This window comes from Mesorhizobium sp. M1A.F.Ca.ET.072.01.1.1, from assembly GCF_004023325.1.
GTDB lineage: Bacteria > Pseudomonadota > Alphaproteobacteria > Rhizobiales > Rhizobiaceae > Mesorhizobium.
The window spans coordinates 22,715-38,864 of the sequence record NZ_RZSF01000026.1 but is presented as its reverse complement, the minus strand read 5'-3'; the positions used below and the strand labels follow the sequence as shown (position 1 = coordinate 38,864).

The following is a 16,150-nucleotide window of genomic DNA, read 5'->3' as shown; positions in this document are numbered from 1 at the left end:
CAAATCCCCTGCCCTTGCCGGCACGGCGCGGGTGCCGGGCGACAAGTCGATCTCGCACCGCTCCTTCATGTTCGGCGGCCTGGCTTCCGGCGAGACGCGCATCACCGGCCTGCTGGAAGGCGAAGACGTGATGCGCACGGGCGCCGCCATGAAGGCGATGGGCGCGCATATCGAAAAGACGGGCGCCGAATGGGTGATCCGCGGCACCGGCAACGGCGCGCTGCTGGAGCCGGAAGGCCCGCTCGATTTCGGCAATGCGGGCACCGGCTCGCGGCTCACCATGGGCCTGGTTGGCACCTATGACATGGAGACGACCTTTATCGGCGACGCCTCGCTCTCCGGCCGGCCGATGGGCCGGGTGCTGGAGCCGCTGCGCCAGATGGGCGTGCAGGTGCTGAAAGCGGCGCCCGGCGACCGCATGCCGATCACGCTGCGCGGCCCCAAGCATGCCGCGCCGATAACCTATCGCGTGCCGATGGCGTCCGCCCAGGTGAAGTCGGCGGTATTGCTTGCCGGCCTCAACACGCCGGGCATCACCACCGTCATCGAGCCGGTGATGACGCGCGATCACACCGAAAAGATGCTGAAAGGCTTCGGCGCCAACCTGACCGTCGAGACCGACGAGCGCGGCGTGCGCCACATCTTCATCGAAGGCCAGGGCAAGCTCACGGGGCAGACCATCGCCGTGCCCGGCGACCCCTCCTCCGCCGGCTTCCCGCTGGTGGCGGCGCTCATCGTGCCGGGCTCGGATATCGTGATCGAGAACGTGCTGATGAACCCGACCCGCACCGGGTTGCTCCTGACATTGCAGGAGATGGGCGGCCGCATTGACATCCTCAACCCGCGCAATGCCGGCGGCGAGGACGTGGCGGACCTGCGCGTGCGCTCCTCCGACCTCAAAGGTGTCGTGGTGCCGCCGGAGCGGGCGCCGTCGATGATCGACGAATATCCGGTGCTAGCAGTCGCCGCTGTTTTCGCCGAAGGCGAGACGCTGATGCAGGGTCTGGAGGAATTGCGCGTCAAGGAATCCGACCGGTTGTCGGCGGTGGCCAACGGGCTGAAGCTCAACGGCGTCGACTGCAGCGAGGGCGAAGCCTCGCTCGCCGTGCGCGGCAAGCCCGGCGGCAAGGGCCTGGGCGCTCATCCCAACGGGCCGGACACGGCGGTGAAGACGCATCTCGACCATCGCATCGCCATGAGTTTCCTGGTGATGGGGCTGGCGACGGAAAAGCCGGTGACCATCGACGACGCCAACATGATCGCGACGAGCTTTCCGGAATTCATGGGGCTGATGAAGGGGCTCGGCGCCGAGATCGAGTGACGGGCGATGGGTTGGAGCCGAACCGAGATGCAGGCGGAACAGCACCCCGCTTTTTCCTGCCGGACATCTCCCCCGCAAGAGGAGAGATTGGCGGCTCCGGCGCTCCGCTCAATCCTGCAACATAGACAATTGGCGCAAGCCGCGATGACGGCTGATCTCCCTCCAAGCGGCGGAGATGTCCGGCAGGACAGAGGGGGGCGCGAAGGATCGCGGCGCTCATCTTGCTCATTGCGCCTATCGTTCGAGGCGAGCCAATGAGCACCCCCTTCACCATCGCCATCGACGGCCCCGCGGGCGCCGGCAAGGGCACACTCGCTCGCCGGCTCGCCGATCATTACCGGCTGAACCTGCTCGATACCGGCCTCACCTATCGCGCCGTCGCCCATAAGCTGCTCGAGCTCGGTCTGCCGCTCGACAATGTCTCGGCGGCGGAAACCGCGGCTCGCCAAGTCGATCTTTCGAACCTCGACCGCACGGTGCTTTCGGCGCATGCGGTGGGCGAAGCCGCCTCAAAGGTCGCCGTCATTCCGTCGGTCCGGCGCATCCTGGTCGATAAGCAGCGCGAGTTCGCCAAGGCGCCGCCGGGCGCGGTGCTCGACGGACGCGACATCGGCACGGTCGTGTGTCCCGACGCCGATATCAAGCTCTATGTCACAGCGAGCGCGGAAGTGCGGGCAAGGCGCCGGCTGGCCGAGATCGAAAGCATGGGCGGCAGCGCCGATTTTGCCACGATCCTCGCCGACATCGAGCGCCGCGACGAGCGCGATATGGGCCGTGCCGACTCCCCGCTCAAGCCGGCGGCGGACGCGCACTTGCTCGACACCAGCGACATGGCAATCGAGGCCGCGTTTCTGGCGGCCATGGCAATCGTTGACCGCGCCATGGCCGCGAAAGACCTCGCCTGAGCTTGGCGGTCACGACCTGATCGTCCCTTCGATCGCAGGTCTGCCTGACCTGCTCAGGACGGCTACGAAAACCGCCGCGGTGACATAGGCAATCAAGGCGTAAAGCGCTGGCGGGATCGCCATTTCGGCGTTGTTGAGGAGATATTCGCTAAGCGCCAAGGCTATGACGAACGCGGCGTTGTGGATGGCCGTTGCCATGGTGATGGCGACCGCCTGCCGCCTCTCCAGGCGCAGCAGCGACGGAACGGCGTAGCCGAGCGCCATGCTCACCACGTTGAAGGCAAAGGCGGCAAAGCCGACAATGGGCCCCCAGGTCACGATGACCTGCCGCTGATCGACGACGGCAAAAATAACGACCGCCGCAAGAAAAAGCGTCGCCAGTAGCTTGACGGGCCCCTCCAGGCGCTCGGCCAGGGCCGTGTGGCGGTGCCGGACGGCAACTCCGATCGAAACCGGGACAAGCACAACGGCAAAGAACTGCAGGAATTTCTCGATCGGCAGCGGGATGACGTGCCCGGCGCCATAGAAATGCAGCAGCGAAAAATTGGTGATCAATGGCACCGACACAAGCGCCACCATTGAGCTGATCGCCGTCAGCGTCAGGCTGAGCGCCGTATCGCCCTTGGCAAGGTGGGTGAAGAGAACCGCGGACGGGGCGCCGGGACTGGCCGCGAGCAGCATCATGCCGACCGCCATGGCAGGCGGCAAAGCCGAAACCGACACGATGCCGAAGCAAAGGACGGGAAGAACCAGTATCTGCACGATAAGAGCCACCAGGAGGGCCTTCGGTCGCAGCACCACCTGCAAGAAGTCCTGGAGCTTGAGCGACAGGCCAAGCCCCAGCATGATGATGACGAGGGCAACCGGCAGGAAGATGTTGAAAGTGGCGCTTGACTGCATGGTGATGCTCCCCGTGACAATCCATGTCGGCAAAAAAGAACTGCAACCGCGAACGCGTAATCGCAAAAACATTCGGGCGGAGCACGCGCACCGCCGCGACGCGCACTTGCCTGACACCGGCGAAGTGTCTATAGAGACCGCGTTTCTGGCGGCCATGGCTAACCATCAAAGACTGCTGGCCAAGAGAAACAAGGCCTGATGCGGGTTTTCCTCGTGTTTTCCGTTGCCGGAGGCGATGAAAATACCCATATCGGGCACGAACCAGCCTGCCAGCATTCTCTATGCGCCGGACTTGCCGCTTAAGCGGCCGAGGGCTCTTCAGCCCGGAACGCCGGCAGGCTCACGCAACGCTAACCCACGGCGCCCGCTTCGCTTGTTGTGCGAAGCATTCCAGGAGAAACAATGTCAGCTGCAAATCCCACTCGCGATGATTTCGCGAGCATGCTCGAAGAATCATTCACCGCCGGCCATTCCGGCGAGGGCCAGGTTGTCCGGGGCACGATCACCGCGATCGAAAAGGACATGGCCATCATCGATGTCGGCCTCAAGGTCGAAGGCCGCGTGCCGCTGAAGGAATTCGGCGCCAAGGGCAAGGATTCCTCCCTCAAGGTCGGCGACACCGTCGAGGTCTATGTCGAGCGCATCGAGAACGCGCTTGGCGAGGCCATGCTGTCGCGCGAGAAGGCCCGCCGCGAGGAGAGCTGGGTGCGCCTCGAAGAGAAGTTCACCAAGGGTGAGCGCGTCGAAGGCGTCATCTTCAACCAGGTAAAGGGCGGCTTCACCGTCGATCTCGACGGCGCCGTGGCGTTCCTGCCGCGCAGCCAGGTCGACATCCGTCCGATCCGCGACGTCTCTCCGCTGATGCACAACCCGCAACCCTTCGAGATCCTCAAGATGGATCGCCGCCGCGGCAACATCGTGGTGTCGCGCCGCACCGTGCTCGAGGAGAGCCGCGCCGAACAGCGTTCGGAAATCGTGCAGAACCTCGAAGAGGGCCAGGTGGTCGAGGGCGTGGTCAAGAACATCACCGACTACGGTGCGTTCGTCGACCTCGGCGGCATCGACGGCCTGCTGCATGTCACCGATATGGCATGGCGCCGCGTCAACCATCCGACCGAGATCCTCAACATCGGCCAGACGGTCAAGGTGCAGATCATCCGCATCAACCAGGAAACCCACCGCATCTCGCTCGGCATGAAGCAGCTCGAGAGCGATCCGTGGTCGGATATCGGCACCAAGTTCCCGATCGGCAAGAAGATCAAGGGCACCGTCACCAATATCACCGACTACGGCGCGTTCGTCGAGCTGGAGCCGGGCATCGAGGGCCTCATCCACGTTTCGGAAATGTCGTGGACAAAGAAGAACGTGCATCCCGGCAAGATCCTGTCGACGACGCAGGAAGTCGACGTGGTGGTGCTCGAGGTCGATCCGGCCAAGCGCCGCATCTCGCTCGGTCTCAAGCAAACGCTGGAGAACCCGTGGGAAGCCTTCGCGCGCAACCATCCGGTCGGCAGCCAGGTCGAGGGCGAGGTCAAGAACAAGACCGAGTTCGGCCTGTTCATCGGCCTGGAAGGCGACGTGGACGGCATGGTGCACCTCTCCGACCTCGACTGGACCCGTCCGGGCGAGCAGGTGATCGAAGAGTACAATCGCGGCGACATGGTCAAGGCGCAGGTGCTCGACGTCGACATCGAGAAGGAGCGCATCTCGCTCGGCATCAAACAGTTGGCCCGCGACACGGTCGGCGAGGCGGCGAGCAGCGGCGAGCTGCGCAAGAACGTGGTCGTTACCTGCGAGGTCACCGCGGTGAAGGATGGCGGTCTGGAAGTACGGCTGGTCGACAGCGGCCTCGATACCTTCATCAAGCGTTCGGACCTTTCCCGCGACCGCGACGAGCAGCGCCCCGAGCGCTTCACCGTCGGCCAGAAGGTCGACGCCCGCGTCATCGCCTTCGACAAGAAGACCCGCAAGCTGCAGGTCTCGATCAAGGCGCTGGAAATCGCCGAGGAGAAGGAAGCGGTCGCCCAGTACGGCTCGACCGACTCCGGCGCCTCGCTGGGAGACATCCTGGGCGCGGCGCTGAAGAAGCAGGGCAACTAAGCTCCTTCCTCTACCGAAAGCAAAAACCCCGCCGGAGCGATCCGGCGGGGTTTTTCATTGCATTTTGATCTATGAGGTCAGGCTCGCCCGTAGAGCGGCACCAGCGTGCCGCTCATCGCCTGATTGGCGGGCGAGGCGAGATAGGCGATCGCCTCGGCGGCGGCCTCGAGGCTGACCCATTTGGTGAAATCGGCGTCGGGCATGTCGGCGCGGGTGGCGGGCGTGTCGAGCGTCGAGGGCGCGACCGCATTGACCAGGATGCCCTTGTGCTTCAGCTCCTCGGCCATCGCCTGGGTCATCGCGGCGACCGCCGCCTTGCTCGCGGCATAGGCGACCATTCCGGCGCCGCGCCTGGGATCAAGCCCGGCACGCGCGCTGACGTTGACAATGCGCCCCGCGGTGCCCGACGTCAGCATCGAGCGCACCGCGGCGCGGCTGCAAAGGAAGGTGGTCCGGGCATTGGTGTCCATCATCTCGGCAAAGGATGCCGTCTCGATCTTTTCGACCGGCGCCATGGTGAAACCGCCGGCAAGATGGATCGAAGCCCAAAGCTTGGGAACCTGATGGTAGAAGGCCTCGACCTTGGCGGAGTCCGACAGGTCGACATTGTGCGCCAGATGGACGCTGGCGTGAGCCGCGTAGGGAAAATGCGGCGGAGCCGCGGCATGCGCATTGGGCACGTGGCAAATCGCGCCCTGCTCCAGCAACCTGCCGACAACCGCGCCGCCGAGCGCCCCGGTGCCGCCCGTCACCACGACATGCCTGCCGTTAAGCGTTTCCGTCATATTTCGACTGCTCCTGTCGTATTCTTATGGTTATGCCGCCCCAGCCTCGAACGTCGCGCCTTTCGCGTTGTCACTCAATTGAAATATCGACATGGCAGGCGTCCCGTCTTTGCATGCGTCGAGACAAAGCCGCGTAACGTGACGCGGCTGCGTCTCGGCCGGATGGGACGGTCGCCAGGACCTTCAATCGACGGTGATTTCTATAACCCGCGTCTTGCCGGCAGTTCGCGCGCGCTTCAGCGCACCGGCCAGGTCACCGACCCCTGTCAGCCGCTCGGCTTCGATGCCGTAGGCCTCGGCGAGCTTGCAGAAATCCGGCGGCGCCGGCGACACGCCGACCGGCTCGACGCCGACATCAAGCATCGAGGTCTCGATCTCGCGATAACCGCGATTGTTCCAGACGACGAAGATCACCGGCGCCTCGGCGTCGAGCGCCGCGCCGAGCTCCGGCAAGGTGAACTGGAAGCCGCCGTCGCCGGTGAGGCACACGACCGGCGCTTCGGGCACGGCAAGGGCGGCACCGATCGCCGCCGGCGGACCGTAGCCCAGCGCGCCGAAACCGGTCGCGGCATTGAACCAGCCAGCCGGACGGTCGTGGTCGTAATAGAGATTGGCGGCGTAGATCGGTTGCGTCGAGTCGCCGACGATGATGGCGCCGGGCAGCGCGCCGCGGATCGTCTCCACCGCGCGCAGCTGCGCCAGGTAGTCCGGCCGCAGCTCCGCCAGAGCGGCCTCTCGCCCTGCGGCAGCGCGGGCTTCGCCGTCTTTCGCGGCGACATGAGCGGCGCCGAGTGCAGCCAGCAGAGCAGAAAGCGCCTCGGCACAATCGGCGTGGATGCCAACCGTCACCGGACGGCGCGCGAGCTGGTCGGCGCCGATATCGATGCGGATGAGGCTCGGCGGCAGCACGAAGCCGCCATCGCCGTAGCCGTCATAGTCGGTGGGGCCGAATTCGGTGCCGGCGGCGATCACCAGATCGGCATCCGCCATCAGCGCGCGCACCGCCTTGAGGCTGGGGCTTGCCGGCACCAAGAGCGGGTGCCGATGCAGCAGGCCGCGCGCATTGGCGGTCTCGACCACCGGCGCGCCGAGCGCTTCGGCGAAGCGTGTCAGCGCCGCGTCGGCTTTCTTGGCACCGCCACCGGCAAGAATCAGCGGACGGCGAGCCGCCTTGATCAACCTCGCAGCCTCGGCAACAGCCGCCGCGTCCGGAGCGGGCGGCGCGGCGTTGCCGAGCACCGGCGCGAGCTCCTCGGCGGGCTTCACCATGACGTTTGTCGGGATCTCGATGTGAACCGGACCCGGCCGCGACGAGGAGAAGACGGCGAAGGCGCGGGCGAGCGCACCCGGCAGTTCCTCGGCCTCGGTGACACGCTCGGAAGACAGCGCCACCTTCTCCATCATGCCGCGCTGGTCCGGCAGTTCGTGCAGGAAGCCCAAACCCTTGCCGAGCGTATCGGTGGCATTGACACCGGAGATCACCAGCATCGGCACCGAATCGGCGCGCGCCTGGCCCATCGCGGTGATGGTGTTGGTGAGGCCGGGTCCGGTGATGACGAAAGCCACGCCCGGCCGGCCGCCGGCGCGGGCGTAGCCGTCGGCCATGAAGCCGGCGCCCTGCTCGTGGCGCGGCGTGATGTGGCGGATCTTCGAACGCGCCAGGCCGCGATAAAGCTCGACCGTATGGACGCCTGGAATGCCGAAGACGGTGTCGACGCCATGCGCCTCGAGCAAGGTGATGAGCGCTTCGCCGAGCGTGGTCATTGGTTTTCTCCCTTTGGAGCGGATCACCGTTTAACGGAAACAGTGATTTGCTCTATCTCTTGTTTGTTACGCAATCCCGGACGGGAAACCGCTTTTCACCTTTTCCTGGAATTGCTCTGGACCGTGATGGCGTTTCGTTGAATTGCCATCCCGATCTAACCTTTGTTGAGCATGATCTTTCTCCGAAAACCGGGTCCTACTTTTCGGGATCATGCTTCAGCGGCGCGAGGCCGAGTTCAGCCTCGACAGCCTTGATGCCAATCGCCGCCAACTCGCCGGGCGAGAACATCTCACCGGCCAGGCAGCCTTCGATCCAAAGCCCGTCGATGATCGCATTGATGGCGATGGCATGACGGCGCAGCTGACTTGCGTCCGGTTCGCGCTGATCAGCGGCGAGCACCTCGGCGACGACCGCTTCCACCTCGTTGCGAAAGCCAAGATAGCCTTCGCGGTGAGCGCGGGCGAGCGTCGGATCCGCACTGGCACGGCCTATGAAGGTCGCCCAGAGCGAAAACACCCGCTGGTCGATGATCGGCGTGCTGAGATTGGCGGTGACGAAAGCTGCAAGGCGTTGGCGAGGCGACGCGTCTTCCATGACCAATGCCGCTTTCGCCTGCTCGGTCATGCGGCCGACCAGCGCCGTATAGGCCCCCTGCAGCAATTCTTCCTTGCCGGGGAAATAGTGCCGGATCAGGCCGGCGGTGACGCCGGCACGCAATGCGATGGTGCGCAAAGTGGCGCCCTGCAGGCCATATTCCGCCACGCAGTCCAGAGTCGCTTCGATCAGATCCTGCCGCCGCCGCTCCTCGCCCTCGCGACGGAACTTGCGGCGCGCCGTCATCGGCGCAGGATCGGCCGCGTCAGGCATGTCGGCCCGCCTTCACAGGCGATACAGAGCGCGTCCGCCTCGAAAATCTCAACCGTGCAGCCGGCGGCCTCCATCGCGGCTTTGGTCTTGGGAAAGCCCGCAACGGCAATGACCTTGTGCGGGCTGGTCGGCAGCACGTTCAGGCTGAGGCCGTTGGAAGCGGCGAATTCTCCGGCGTCGCCTTCGACCAGCCTGATGCCGCGCGCCTTCAGCATCTGATAGAAGGGTGCCGGCAAAAGCGGCGAATAGACCAGCGCGAGGTCGTCGGCCAGCGGGCTGATCACCGACATCAGATGTAGGCACGCCTCTTCCCCTTGCCACAGCGGCAGATCAAAACCGTAAACGGAAATACCTAGCGGCGTCAGCAGGTTCGAAACTTGCTGGATGCCTTCCTGGTTGGAGCGGACCCCGCGCCCGATCGCCAGCGTGCGGGCATCCACCCATACGCAATCACCGCCTTCGACCTGGCCAGGAGCCTCGACGCGGCCGAGGATCGGAATACCCAGCCCTCTATAGGTTTCCTCATGCAGGGAGGGCTCCCTGGCGCGCAATGGCTTGCCCATGGACAGGATCAGCGCACCGTGCTCGGTCATCAGCGATGGGTCGTGCGTGAACACCGAATCCGAAAGGCCGTCCGCCTTGTCCTCGATCCATTCGATTTCGGCGCCGGAAGCGGCTACCAGTTCAGCAAGGGCCGCGTGCTGCGACGCTGCCTTCGCCGGGTTGAACCCGGGGCCATAGTGCCATTGAGTTCTGTCGGCGTCGCGCATGGCGTTCGCTGCCGACCGCATGAGCACGCGCCGCAGCGGCGCCGCCATGGATTGTGATCCGAAAGCGCTCATCAATGCCTTTTAAGATGAAAAAAACCGAAAAAATTTCATGAAAGACTATTTATACACTTGCGCAACAAGGTCGCAAGTGCCGTAATGAACGGGATTGACGGGCTCGCGCTGCCGGGTCCATGCTGAAGTGAGGAGCGGGACAGTACAGCGTATGTTGATGAGCCGGATGGACGTTCGACGAACTGCCGTCGCCCCTATAGAGGTTACCCGGTGAGCGCGGTGGAAGCCGCCGCAGTCCCAGCCGGCCAAGCGCAGAGCGGCGCCGCCGAAGCCATCCATGTCGAGAACCTGCACAAGAAGTTCGGCCAGTTGCATGTGCTGAAGGGCGTTTCGCTGTCGGCGCGCGACGGCGAGGTGATCGCCATCATCGGCGGCTCGGGCTCCGGCAAGTCGACGCTGCTGCGCTGCATCAACTGCCTGGAAAACCCGACCAGCGGCATCATCCGTGTCAATGGCGAGGAGATCAAGCTGAAGGCCGACAGCCACGGCCATACGGTTCCTGCCGACCGCAAGCAGATCGAGCGCATCCGCTCGAGACTCGGCATGGTGTTCCAAAACTTCAACCTGTGGAGCCACATGACGCTGATCGAGAACGTCATCGAGGTTCCGGTGCACGTGCTCGGCGTCAAGCGCGACGAGGCGATCGCCCAGGCCGAGAAGCTGCTCGCCCGGGTCGGGCTGGCGGAGAAGCGCGACGTCTACCCGGCATTCCTGTCGGGCGGCCAGCAGCAGCGCGCCGCGATCGCCAGGGCACTGGCGATCAATCCGCGCGTCATGCTGTTCGACGAGCCGACCTCCGCGCTCGATCCGGAGCTGGTCGGCGAGGTGCTGAAGGTGATCGGCGACCTGGCGCGCGAGGGGCGCACAATGGTGCTGGTGACGCATGAAATGAAATTCGCCCGCGAGGTCGCGACCCATGTCGTCTACCTCTACAACGGGCTGGTCGAGGAAGAAGGCCCGCCGGAACAGCTGTTCGGCGCGCCGAAATCCGAAAGGCTCAAGCAATTCCTCCGCAATGTCGGCTAGGGCCGGCGTCAAGCGGAGCGAAAACCGGGAACGACAACAAACTGGGAGTCCTGAAATGAAGACTGTTCTCAAGACCTTCGCCGCGGCGCTGCTGTTCGGCGTCGCCGCGATGGGCGTGGCCAAGGCCGATCAGGTCAAGATCGGCGTCGCCGCCGAGCCCTATCCGCCGTTCACCTCGCCGGACGCGACGGGCAAGTGGGTCGGCTGGGAGATCGATTTCATCGACGCCGTCTGCGCCGAGGAGAAGCTCGACTGCGTCATCACGCCCGTTGCCTGGGACGGCATCATTCCGGCGCTCACCACCAAGAAGATCGACCTCATCGTCTCCTCGATGTCGATCACCGACGAGCGCAAGAAGACGATCGACTTCTCGGATAAGTATTACAACACGCCGACAGCAATCATCGGACCGAAGGATCAGAAGTTCGGCGCCACGCCGGACGATCTTAAAGGCAAGGTGATCGGCGTTCAGGTGTCGACCGTACATGCCGTCTACGCCAAGAAGCACTTCACCGGCGCGCAAGAGATCAAGGAATATCAGACGCAGGACGAGGCCAACAACGATCTCGCCGCCGGCCGTCTCGATGCGGTGCAGGCCGACTCCATCGCGCTCGGCGAATTCCTCAAGACGGACCAGGGCAAGGCCTGCTGCGATCTGAAGGGCATGGTCGCGCCGGACGACGAGGTGCTGGGACCGGGCGTGGGCGCCGGCGTGCGCAAGGAAGACACCGCGCTCAAGGAAAAGATCAACGCCGGCATCAAGGCGATCCGCGCCAACGGTAAGTACGATGAGATCTCCAAGAAATACTTCGACTTCGACATCTATGGCGGCGCCACGCAGTCGAACTGACGCCTCCATTTGATATTGGGGCATGGCCAGCGCCATGCCCCTTGGCCCAAACCCTGCCACGCAAGCCCGCCGCTGAACGCTGCGGTCGGCGGCTGCCAGCAATTCGGGGGCGAAGCTGATCAATGCCTTTCTTCCGGCCTCGGCGGCCGGCATCATCGAACTCCTGTCGCCCGTGCCGCCCGGCTGGGGCGGCACCCTGCTGGTCGGATTGCTGCATTCGATCGAGATCGCCATCGGCGCCACCTGCCTTGGCCTTTTGATCGGCACCGGCGGCGCCTGGGGCAAGCTTTACGGCGGACCGGTGACGCGCGATCTGCTCGCCGTCTACACCACGGTGGTGCGCGCCGTGCCGGAACTGGTGCTGATCCTGCTGCTCTATTACGCCGGCACCGATCTCATCAATCAGCTGCTGACCGCGACGGGTTACCAGCGCGTCGACATCAGCGGGCTGGCCGCCGGCATCTTTGTCCTTGGGGTCGTGCAGGGCGCCTATTCGACGGAAGTCATCCGCGGCGCCATCCTGTCCATCCCACAAGGCCAGATCGAGGCCGCCCGCGCCTATGGCATGCCGCCCGGCCTGATGTTGAGGCGCATAACATTGCCGGCAATGCTGCCTTTCGCCATTCCCGGCCTTGCCAATCTCTGGCTGATCGCCACCAAGGACACCGCGTTGCTTGCCGTCGTCGGCTTCTTCGAACTGACGCTCGCGACGCGTCAGGCGGCCGGCGTCACCAAGGCCTATCTGGTCTTCTATCTTGCTGCCGGCGCGCTTTATCTGGCGCTGACGCTGTTTTCCAACGTGATCATCGGCCGCGTCGAGGCCTGGTCGCGGCGCGGCATGCCTTCCGTCAAAGAGGCGCGCTGATGTCGGCCGAAGCGACCGCGATCAACATGGCGGCGCGTGCCTCGCTCTGGCTCAGGCCGCACCGCATCGTGCTGATCCTAATCGCGCTGGGATTGGTCCTCTGCGCGGCCTTCTTCATGCGCTGGGACTGGCTGCCGCAATATTGGCAGATGGGGCTGCTCGGCATCTGGCGGTCGCTGTGGATCCTCGTCGTGACCTGCGCGCTGGGCTTTATGCTGGCCGTGCCGCTTGGGCTGGCGCAGGCCGGTGGGCCGTTCTGGCTCGCCGTGCCGGCCAAGATCTTCTGCACCATCATCCGCGGCACGCCGCTGCTGCTGCAACTGTGGTTGCTCTACTACGGGCTTGGATCGCTTTTTCCGCAATATCCATGGATTCGCGAGTCCTGGATGTGGCCCTATCTCAGGCAAGCCTGGCCCTACGGCGTGTTGGCGCTGACCTTGTCATTCGCCGGCTATGAAGGCGAGGTGATGCGCGGCGCGTTCGCCGGCGTGCCGAAAGGGCAGTTGGAAGCCGCGCGCGCCTTCGGCATGAGCCGCTTCAAGATCTTCCACCGCATCTGGCTGCCGCTGGCCTTCTTCCGCGCGCTGCCGACACTGACCGGCGAAACCGTGCTGCAGCTCAAGTCGACGCCGCTGGTGGCGACGATCAGCGTCATCGATATCTTCGCCGTCTCGTCCAAGGTGCGGCAGGACACTTATCTCACTTATGAGCCCTTGCTGCTGCTGGCGCTGATCTACATGACCATCACCGGCATCCTCGTTCTCATCTTCAGCCGCATCGAGGCCCGGATTCCGGTCAAGATCGGCTAGAGGGGAGTAGGGGAGTAGGGGAGTGTTCAGCCACGATCCGCATTCACATTTCCGTCCCCATTCGCTATTTGCTCCACAATTTCCCCCTACTCCCTTATTCCCTTACTCCCTCAGGACGGCTCCGATGCAACTCACTCTCGACCAGGCAACAGGGCTCTCCCGCATGGCGGCGCTCGGCGCCGGCGCCAATGAAGAAGCGACGCAGTCGCTGGTTGCCTCGATCATCGCGGCGGAAGCAGAAGGCCTGTCGGCGGTCGGCCTGTCGCATTTCATCGACTATCTGGAGGCGATCGAGGACGGCCGCATCGACGGCAATGCCGATCCGGTCGTCACCCGGCCGGCGCTGGCCGTCTACCTCTCCGACGCGCGCGGCGGGCTTGCCCATACCGGCTTCGATCGGACTATCGATGACCTCGTCAAGGCAGCAAGGCTGTTCGGCGTCGCCATCTTCTCGCAGAGGAACGCCTATACCTGCGGCGCGCTCGGCTATTTCACCGGACGGCTGGCAGCGCAGGGGCTGGTCTCGTTCGCCGCCACCAACGGGCCGGCAGTGCTTGCAGGCTCGGGCTCGGTCAAGCCGGTCTACTGCACCAACCCGATGTCCTTTGCCGCGCCCGCCGCGGACGGGCCGCCTTTGGTGATCGACCAATCGTCGAGCGCCACCGCCTTCGTCAACATCCGCAAGGCGGCGGAAGACGGCAGGAAGATCCCCGAGGGCTGGGCACTCGATGCCAGCGGCAACCCGACCACCGATCCGGCGGCGGCGATGAAGGGCGCGATGCTCGCCTTCGGCGGCCAGCGCGGCGCCAACATCGCGCTTATGGTCGAGGTGCTGGCGGCGGGGATTTCCGGCGCCAACTGGTCGCTCGACGCACCCTGGTTCTCCGGCGGGCCGGACAGCCCCGGAACCGGGCTCTTCGTGCTCGCTATCGAGCCCAAATTGGTCGATCCGGATTTTGAGCAGCGCATGAAGGACCAGCTCGACCGGCTGCGGCGGCGCTACGGCGTGCACATCCCCGGCCGTGCCCGGGCAGAGGCCGCTGAAAAGGCGACGGCGCGCGGTGTCGATATCCCGAAGGCGGTCGTGCAGCGCATTTCCGAATTCGCCGAACGCTACTCGGCCTGATCGAGGCATCGCCCGGCAACAAGGCGCGCATTTGCTTCGCGCCGCTTTGAACCTTTCTTAGCCCGGCAGCGACCCATCAGCGGCACCCCACATCGCAAGCCGCAAAAGGGTGGCTTGGGTCGCGGCTTGCGATTGGCGGCCGTCGCGCCGGGCGTCCAGGGCCGGGGCGGGCGTGCTTGCTTCACGCCGCCTTGATACCGTCTCAGGTCAGGCCGCCTCGTTGGACCCTGTTTCGGTGCGCTCACTGCCCGGAAAACCCCGCCTCGGCGGGGTTTTCTGTTTCTCACTGCGGCAATAAAACATGCGAAAGTTCGTCAGGTTTATCCTATTTGACGGAGTGGACGCCTTTGCGTCCGTCAAATCAGCAAAAAGGAGACCGCATGTTCGCCAGCACCGACACGTCCCGAACAAGGCTTATCGTTCCGGCCCTAGGCGGACTCTATGCGACGCTGAACAATGCGGCCGAAACGCTGCTGCGCGCCGTCGCCGGGGCCTTCCTCGCCATTCATGGCTCGCAGAAGATCGTCAATCCGTTTGGCGCCACGGAAATGGTCGAAGGTCTGGGCTTCTATCCTGGCGTCTTCTGGTCGCCGCTGCTCGCCTGCACCGAATTCTTCGGCGGCATTTTGATTGCCATCGGCCTCGTCACCCGCCCGGCCGCTTTCGCCGGCCTGATCGTGCTTCTGGTCACGGTATGGTTCCACTGGGTCACCATGGGCCAGGGCTTTTCGGGCGCAGAAAAATCGCTGCTTTGGGCGGCAATCCTCGCCTTCTTCGTCATCCGCGGCGGCAACCGGCATTCGGTCGACAAGCGTATCGGCAAGGCGTTCTGAGCGGCTTTTACCCTGACGCAATTCGGCAAGGAAAACCGCTCCACACTTTCCTGGAATTGCTCAAAAACAAGGCGGCGGCGACCTCCGGTCGCTCTTTGCCTTTGACGCGAAACGGATTAAGAAGCGGCTCAGCCAAGCTTTTGCGCGCGGAGCCAGCCATGACAGAAATCCTGCAGACCCCCAAACTCGTCGTCGTGTTCGGCGGCTCGGGATTCGTCGGCCGTCATGTCGTTCGCGCGCTCGCCAAGCGCGGCTATCGCATCCGGGTCGCCTGCCGGCGGCCCGACCTTGCCGGCCATGTGCAGCCGCTCGGCAATGTCGGCCAGATCCAGCCGGTGCAGGCCAATGTGCGCGTGCGCTGGTCGGTCGACCGCGCCGTTCAGGGCGCCGACCACGTCGTCAACCTCGTCGCCATACTGCATGAGAGCGGCCGGCAGAAATTCGGCTCCGTGCACGAGTTCGGCGCGCGCGCCGTCGCCGAGGCCGCGCGATCGGTCGGCGCCGGCCTCACCCATATATCGGCGCTCGGCGCCGACCTCAACTCGCCGTCGGGATATGCGCGCACCAAGGCTCTCGGCGAGAAAGCGGTGTTCGAGACGGTGCCCGACGCCGTCGTCTTGCGGCCCTCGATCAATTTCGGACCCGAGGACGCCTTCTTCAACCGCTTCGCCAACATGGCGCGCTTCTCGCCCGTGCTCCCGCTGATCGGCGGCGGGGAGACGAAATTCCAGCCGATCTATGTCGGCGACGTCGCCGAGGCGGTGGCACGCTCGGTCGACGGCAAGGTCGAGCGTGGCCAGACCTATGAGCTCGGCGGCCCGCAGGTGCTGACCTTCAAGGAATGCATGCAGGAGCTGCTCGCCGTCATCGACCGCAGACGCCTCCTGGTGCCGGTGCCGTGGTGGGTGGCCAATATCCAGGCCTCGATCCTGCAGCTGTTGCCCAATCCGCTGCTGACCAAGGACCAGGTGCTGCAGCTGCGCGAGCACAACGTCGTCTCGGAAGCCGCCGCCAAGGCGAACAGAACGATCAACGGCCTCGGCATCCAGCCGCAGGCGATCGCCGCGATCCTGCCGAGCTATCTCTGGGGCTTCCGCGCCGCCGGTCAGTTCCAGCAGCGCCGGCCGATCGCCGACCGGTAGACTGTTCCCGATCG

The 16,150-nt window shown here is 64.7% G+C and carries 16 protein-coding genes; 11 read left to right on the top strand and 5 right to left on the bottom strand.

Features of this window, described 5'->3' with window-relative positions; genetic code table 11:
* Together aroA and cmk are read left to right on the top strand one after the other, a co-directional pair.
* Positions 1-1,321 (top strand): 3-phosphoshikimate 1-carboxyvinyltransferase (gene aroA, locus EOA32_RS06480; protein ID WP_348632190.1); only part of this gene is annotated, 1,321 nt, incomplete at its 5' end.
* Between the two features lie 254 nt (positions 1,322-1,575).
* Complete coding sequence (cmk, locus tag EOA32_RS06475; protein WP_067003402.1) at positions 1,576-2,226, top strand: (d)CMP kinase; 651 nt, start codon at positions 1,576-1,578, stop codon at positions 2,224-2,226.
* Positions 2,227-2,235: 9 nt separating this feature from the next.
* Here the strand turns inward: cmk and EOA32_RS06470 are convergent, their stop codons facing one another.
* Positions 2,236-3,126: a bile acid:sodium symporter family protein gene (locus EOA32_RS06470; protein ID WP_128371225.1), complete on the bottom strand. Its 891-nt coding sequence runs from the start codon at positions 3,124-3,126 to the stop codon at positions 2,236-2,238.
* Here EOA32_RS06470 and EOA32_RS06465 point away from each other — a divergent pair.
* Together EOA32_RS06465 and rpsA are read left to right on the top strand one after the other, a co-directional pair.
* On the top strand, positions 3,125-3,325 hold the full coding sequence (locus tag EOA32_RS06465; protein ID WP_067003398.1) for a hypothetical protein: 201 nt from the start codon (positions 3,125-3,127) through the stop codon (positions 3,323-3,325). The two genes, EOA32_RS06470 and EOA32_RS06465, sit on opposite strands and share 2 nt — an antisense overlap.
* Positions 3,326-3,528: 203 nt before the next feature.
* On the top strand, positions 3,529-5,226 hold the full coding sequence (gene rpsA / locus EOA32_RS06460) for a 30S ribosomal protein S1 (protein WP_128371224.1): 1,698 nt from the start codon (positions 3,529-3,531) through the stop codon (positions 5,224-5,226).
* Between the two features lie 77 nt (positions 5,227-5,303).
* On the opposite strand, the gene EOA32_RS06455 is transcribed toward rpsA, so the two are convergent.
* From EOA32_RS06455 to EOA32_RS06440, 4 genes are all read right to left on the bottom strand, one after another.
* Positions 5,304-6,011: an SDR family NAD(P)-dependent oxidoreductase gene (locus tag EOA32_RS06455; protein WP_128371223.1), complete on the bottom strand. Its 708-nt coding sequence runs from the start codon at positions 6,009-6,011 to the stop codon at positions 5,304-5,306.
* A 183-nt stretch (positions 6,012-6,194) separates the two neighbouring features.
* On the bottom strand, positions 6,195-7,775 hold the full coding sequence (locus EOA32_RS06450; RefSeq protein ID WP_128371222.1) for a 5-guanidino-2-oxopentanoate decarboxylase: 1,581 nt from the start codon (positions 7,773-7,775) through the stop codon (positions 6,195-6,197).
* A gap of 196 nt (positions 7,776-7,971) precedes the next feature.
* The gene (locus tag EOA32_RS06445) at positions 7,972-8,643 is read right to left on the bottom strand and encodes a TetR family transcriptional regulator C-terminal domain-containing protein (RefSeq protein ID WP_128371221.1); all 672 of its coding nucleotides are present in this window, start codon (positions 8,641-8,643) and stop codon (positions 7,972-7,974) included.
* Positions 8,613-9,485, bottom strand: coding sequence for a dimethylarginine dimethylaminohydrolase family protein (locus EOA32_RS06440; RefSeq protein WP_128371220.1), 873 nt, complete (start codon positions 9,483-9,485; stop codon positions 8,613-8,615). The genes EOA32_RS06445 and EOA32_RS06440 overlap by 31 nt, the downstream gene beginning before the upstream one ends.
* A gap of 210 nt (positions 9,486-9,695) precedes the next feature.
* Between EOA32_RS06440 and EOA32_RS06435 the strand changes: the two genes are divergently transcribed.
* From EOA32_RS06435 to EOA32_RS06405, 7 genes are all read left to right on the top strand, one after another.
* Entirely contained in the window at positions 9,696-10,511 is an 816-nt protein-coding gene (locus EOA32_RS06435; RefSeq protein WP_067003385.1) for an ABC transporter ATP-binding protein, read from the top strand.
* Positions 10,512-10,566: 55 nt separating this feature from the next.
* On the top strand, positions 10,567-11,361 hold the full coding sequence (locus tag EOA32_RS06430) for a transporter substrate-binding domain-containing protein (protein ID WP_067324186.1): 795 nt from the start codon (positions 10,567-10,569) through the stop codon (positions 11,359-11,361).
* Between the two features lie 199 nt (positions 11,362-11,560).
* Positions 11,561-12,226: an ABC transporter permease subunit gene (locus tag EOA32_RS06425; protein ID WP_067003711.1), complete on the top strand. Its 666-nt coding sequence runs from the start codon at positions 11,561-11,563 to the stop codon at positions 12,224-12,226.
* On the top strand, positions 12,226-13,035 hold the full coding sequence (locus EOA32_RS06420) for an ABC transporter permease (protein ID WP_128371219.1): 810 nt from the start codon (positions 12,226-12,228) through the stop codon (positions 13,033-13,035). Before EOA32_RS06425 ends, EOA32_RS06420 begins: the two co-directional genes overlap by 1 nt.
* 124 nt (positions 13,036-13,159) lie before the next feature.
* Entirely contained in the window at positions 13,160-14,161 is a 1,002-nt protein-coding gene (locus tag EOA32_RS06415; protein WP_128371218.1) for an Ldh family oxidoreductase, read from the top strand.
* 380 nt (positions 14,162-14,541) lie between these two features.
* Positions 14,542-14,994 (top strand): DoxX family protein, encoded by a 453-nt coding sequence (locus tag EOA32_RS06410; protein WP_095782250.1) that lies wholly within the window; start codon positions 14,542-14,544, stop codon positions 14,992-14,994.
* 158 nt (positions 14,995-15,152) lie between these two features.
* Complete coding sequence (locus EOA32_RS06405; RefSeq protein WP_128371217.1) at positions 15,153-16,136, top strand: complex I NDUFA9 subunit family protein; 984 nt, start codon at positions 15,153-15,155, stop codon at positions 16,134-16,136.
* Positions 16,137-16,150 lie beyond the last annotated feature (14 nt).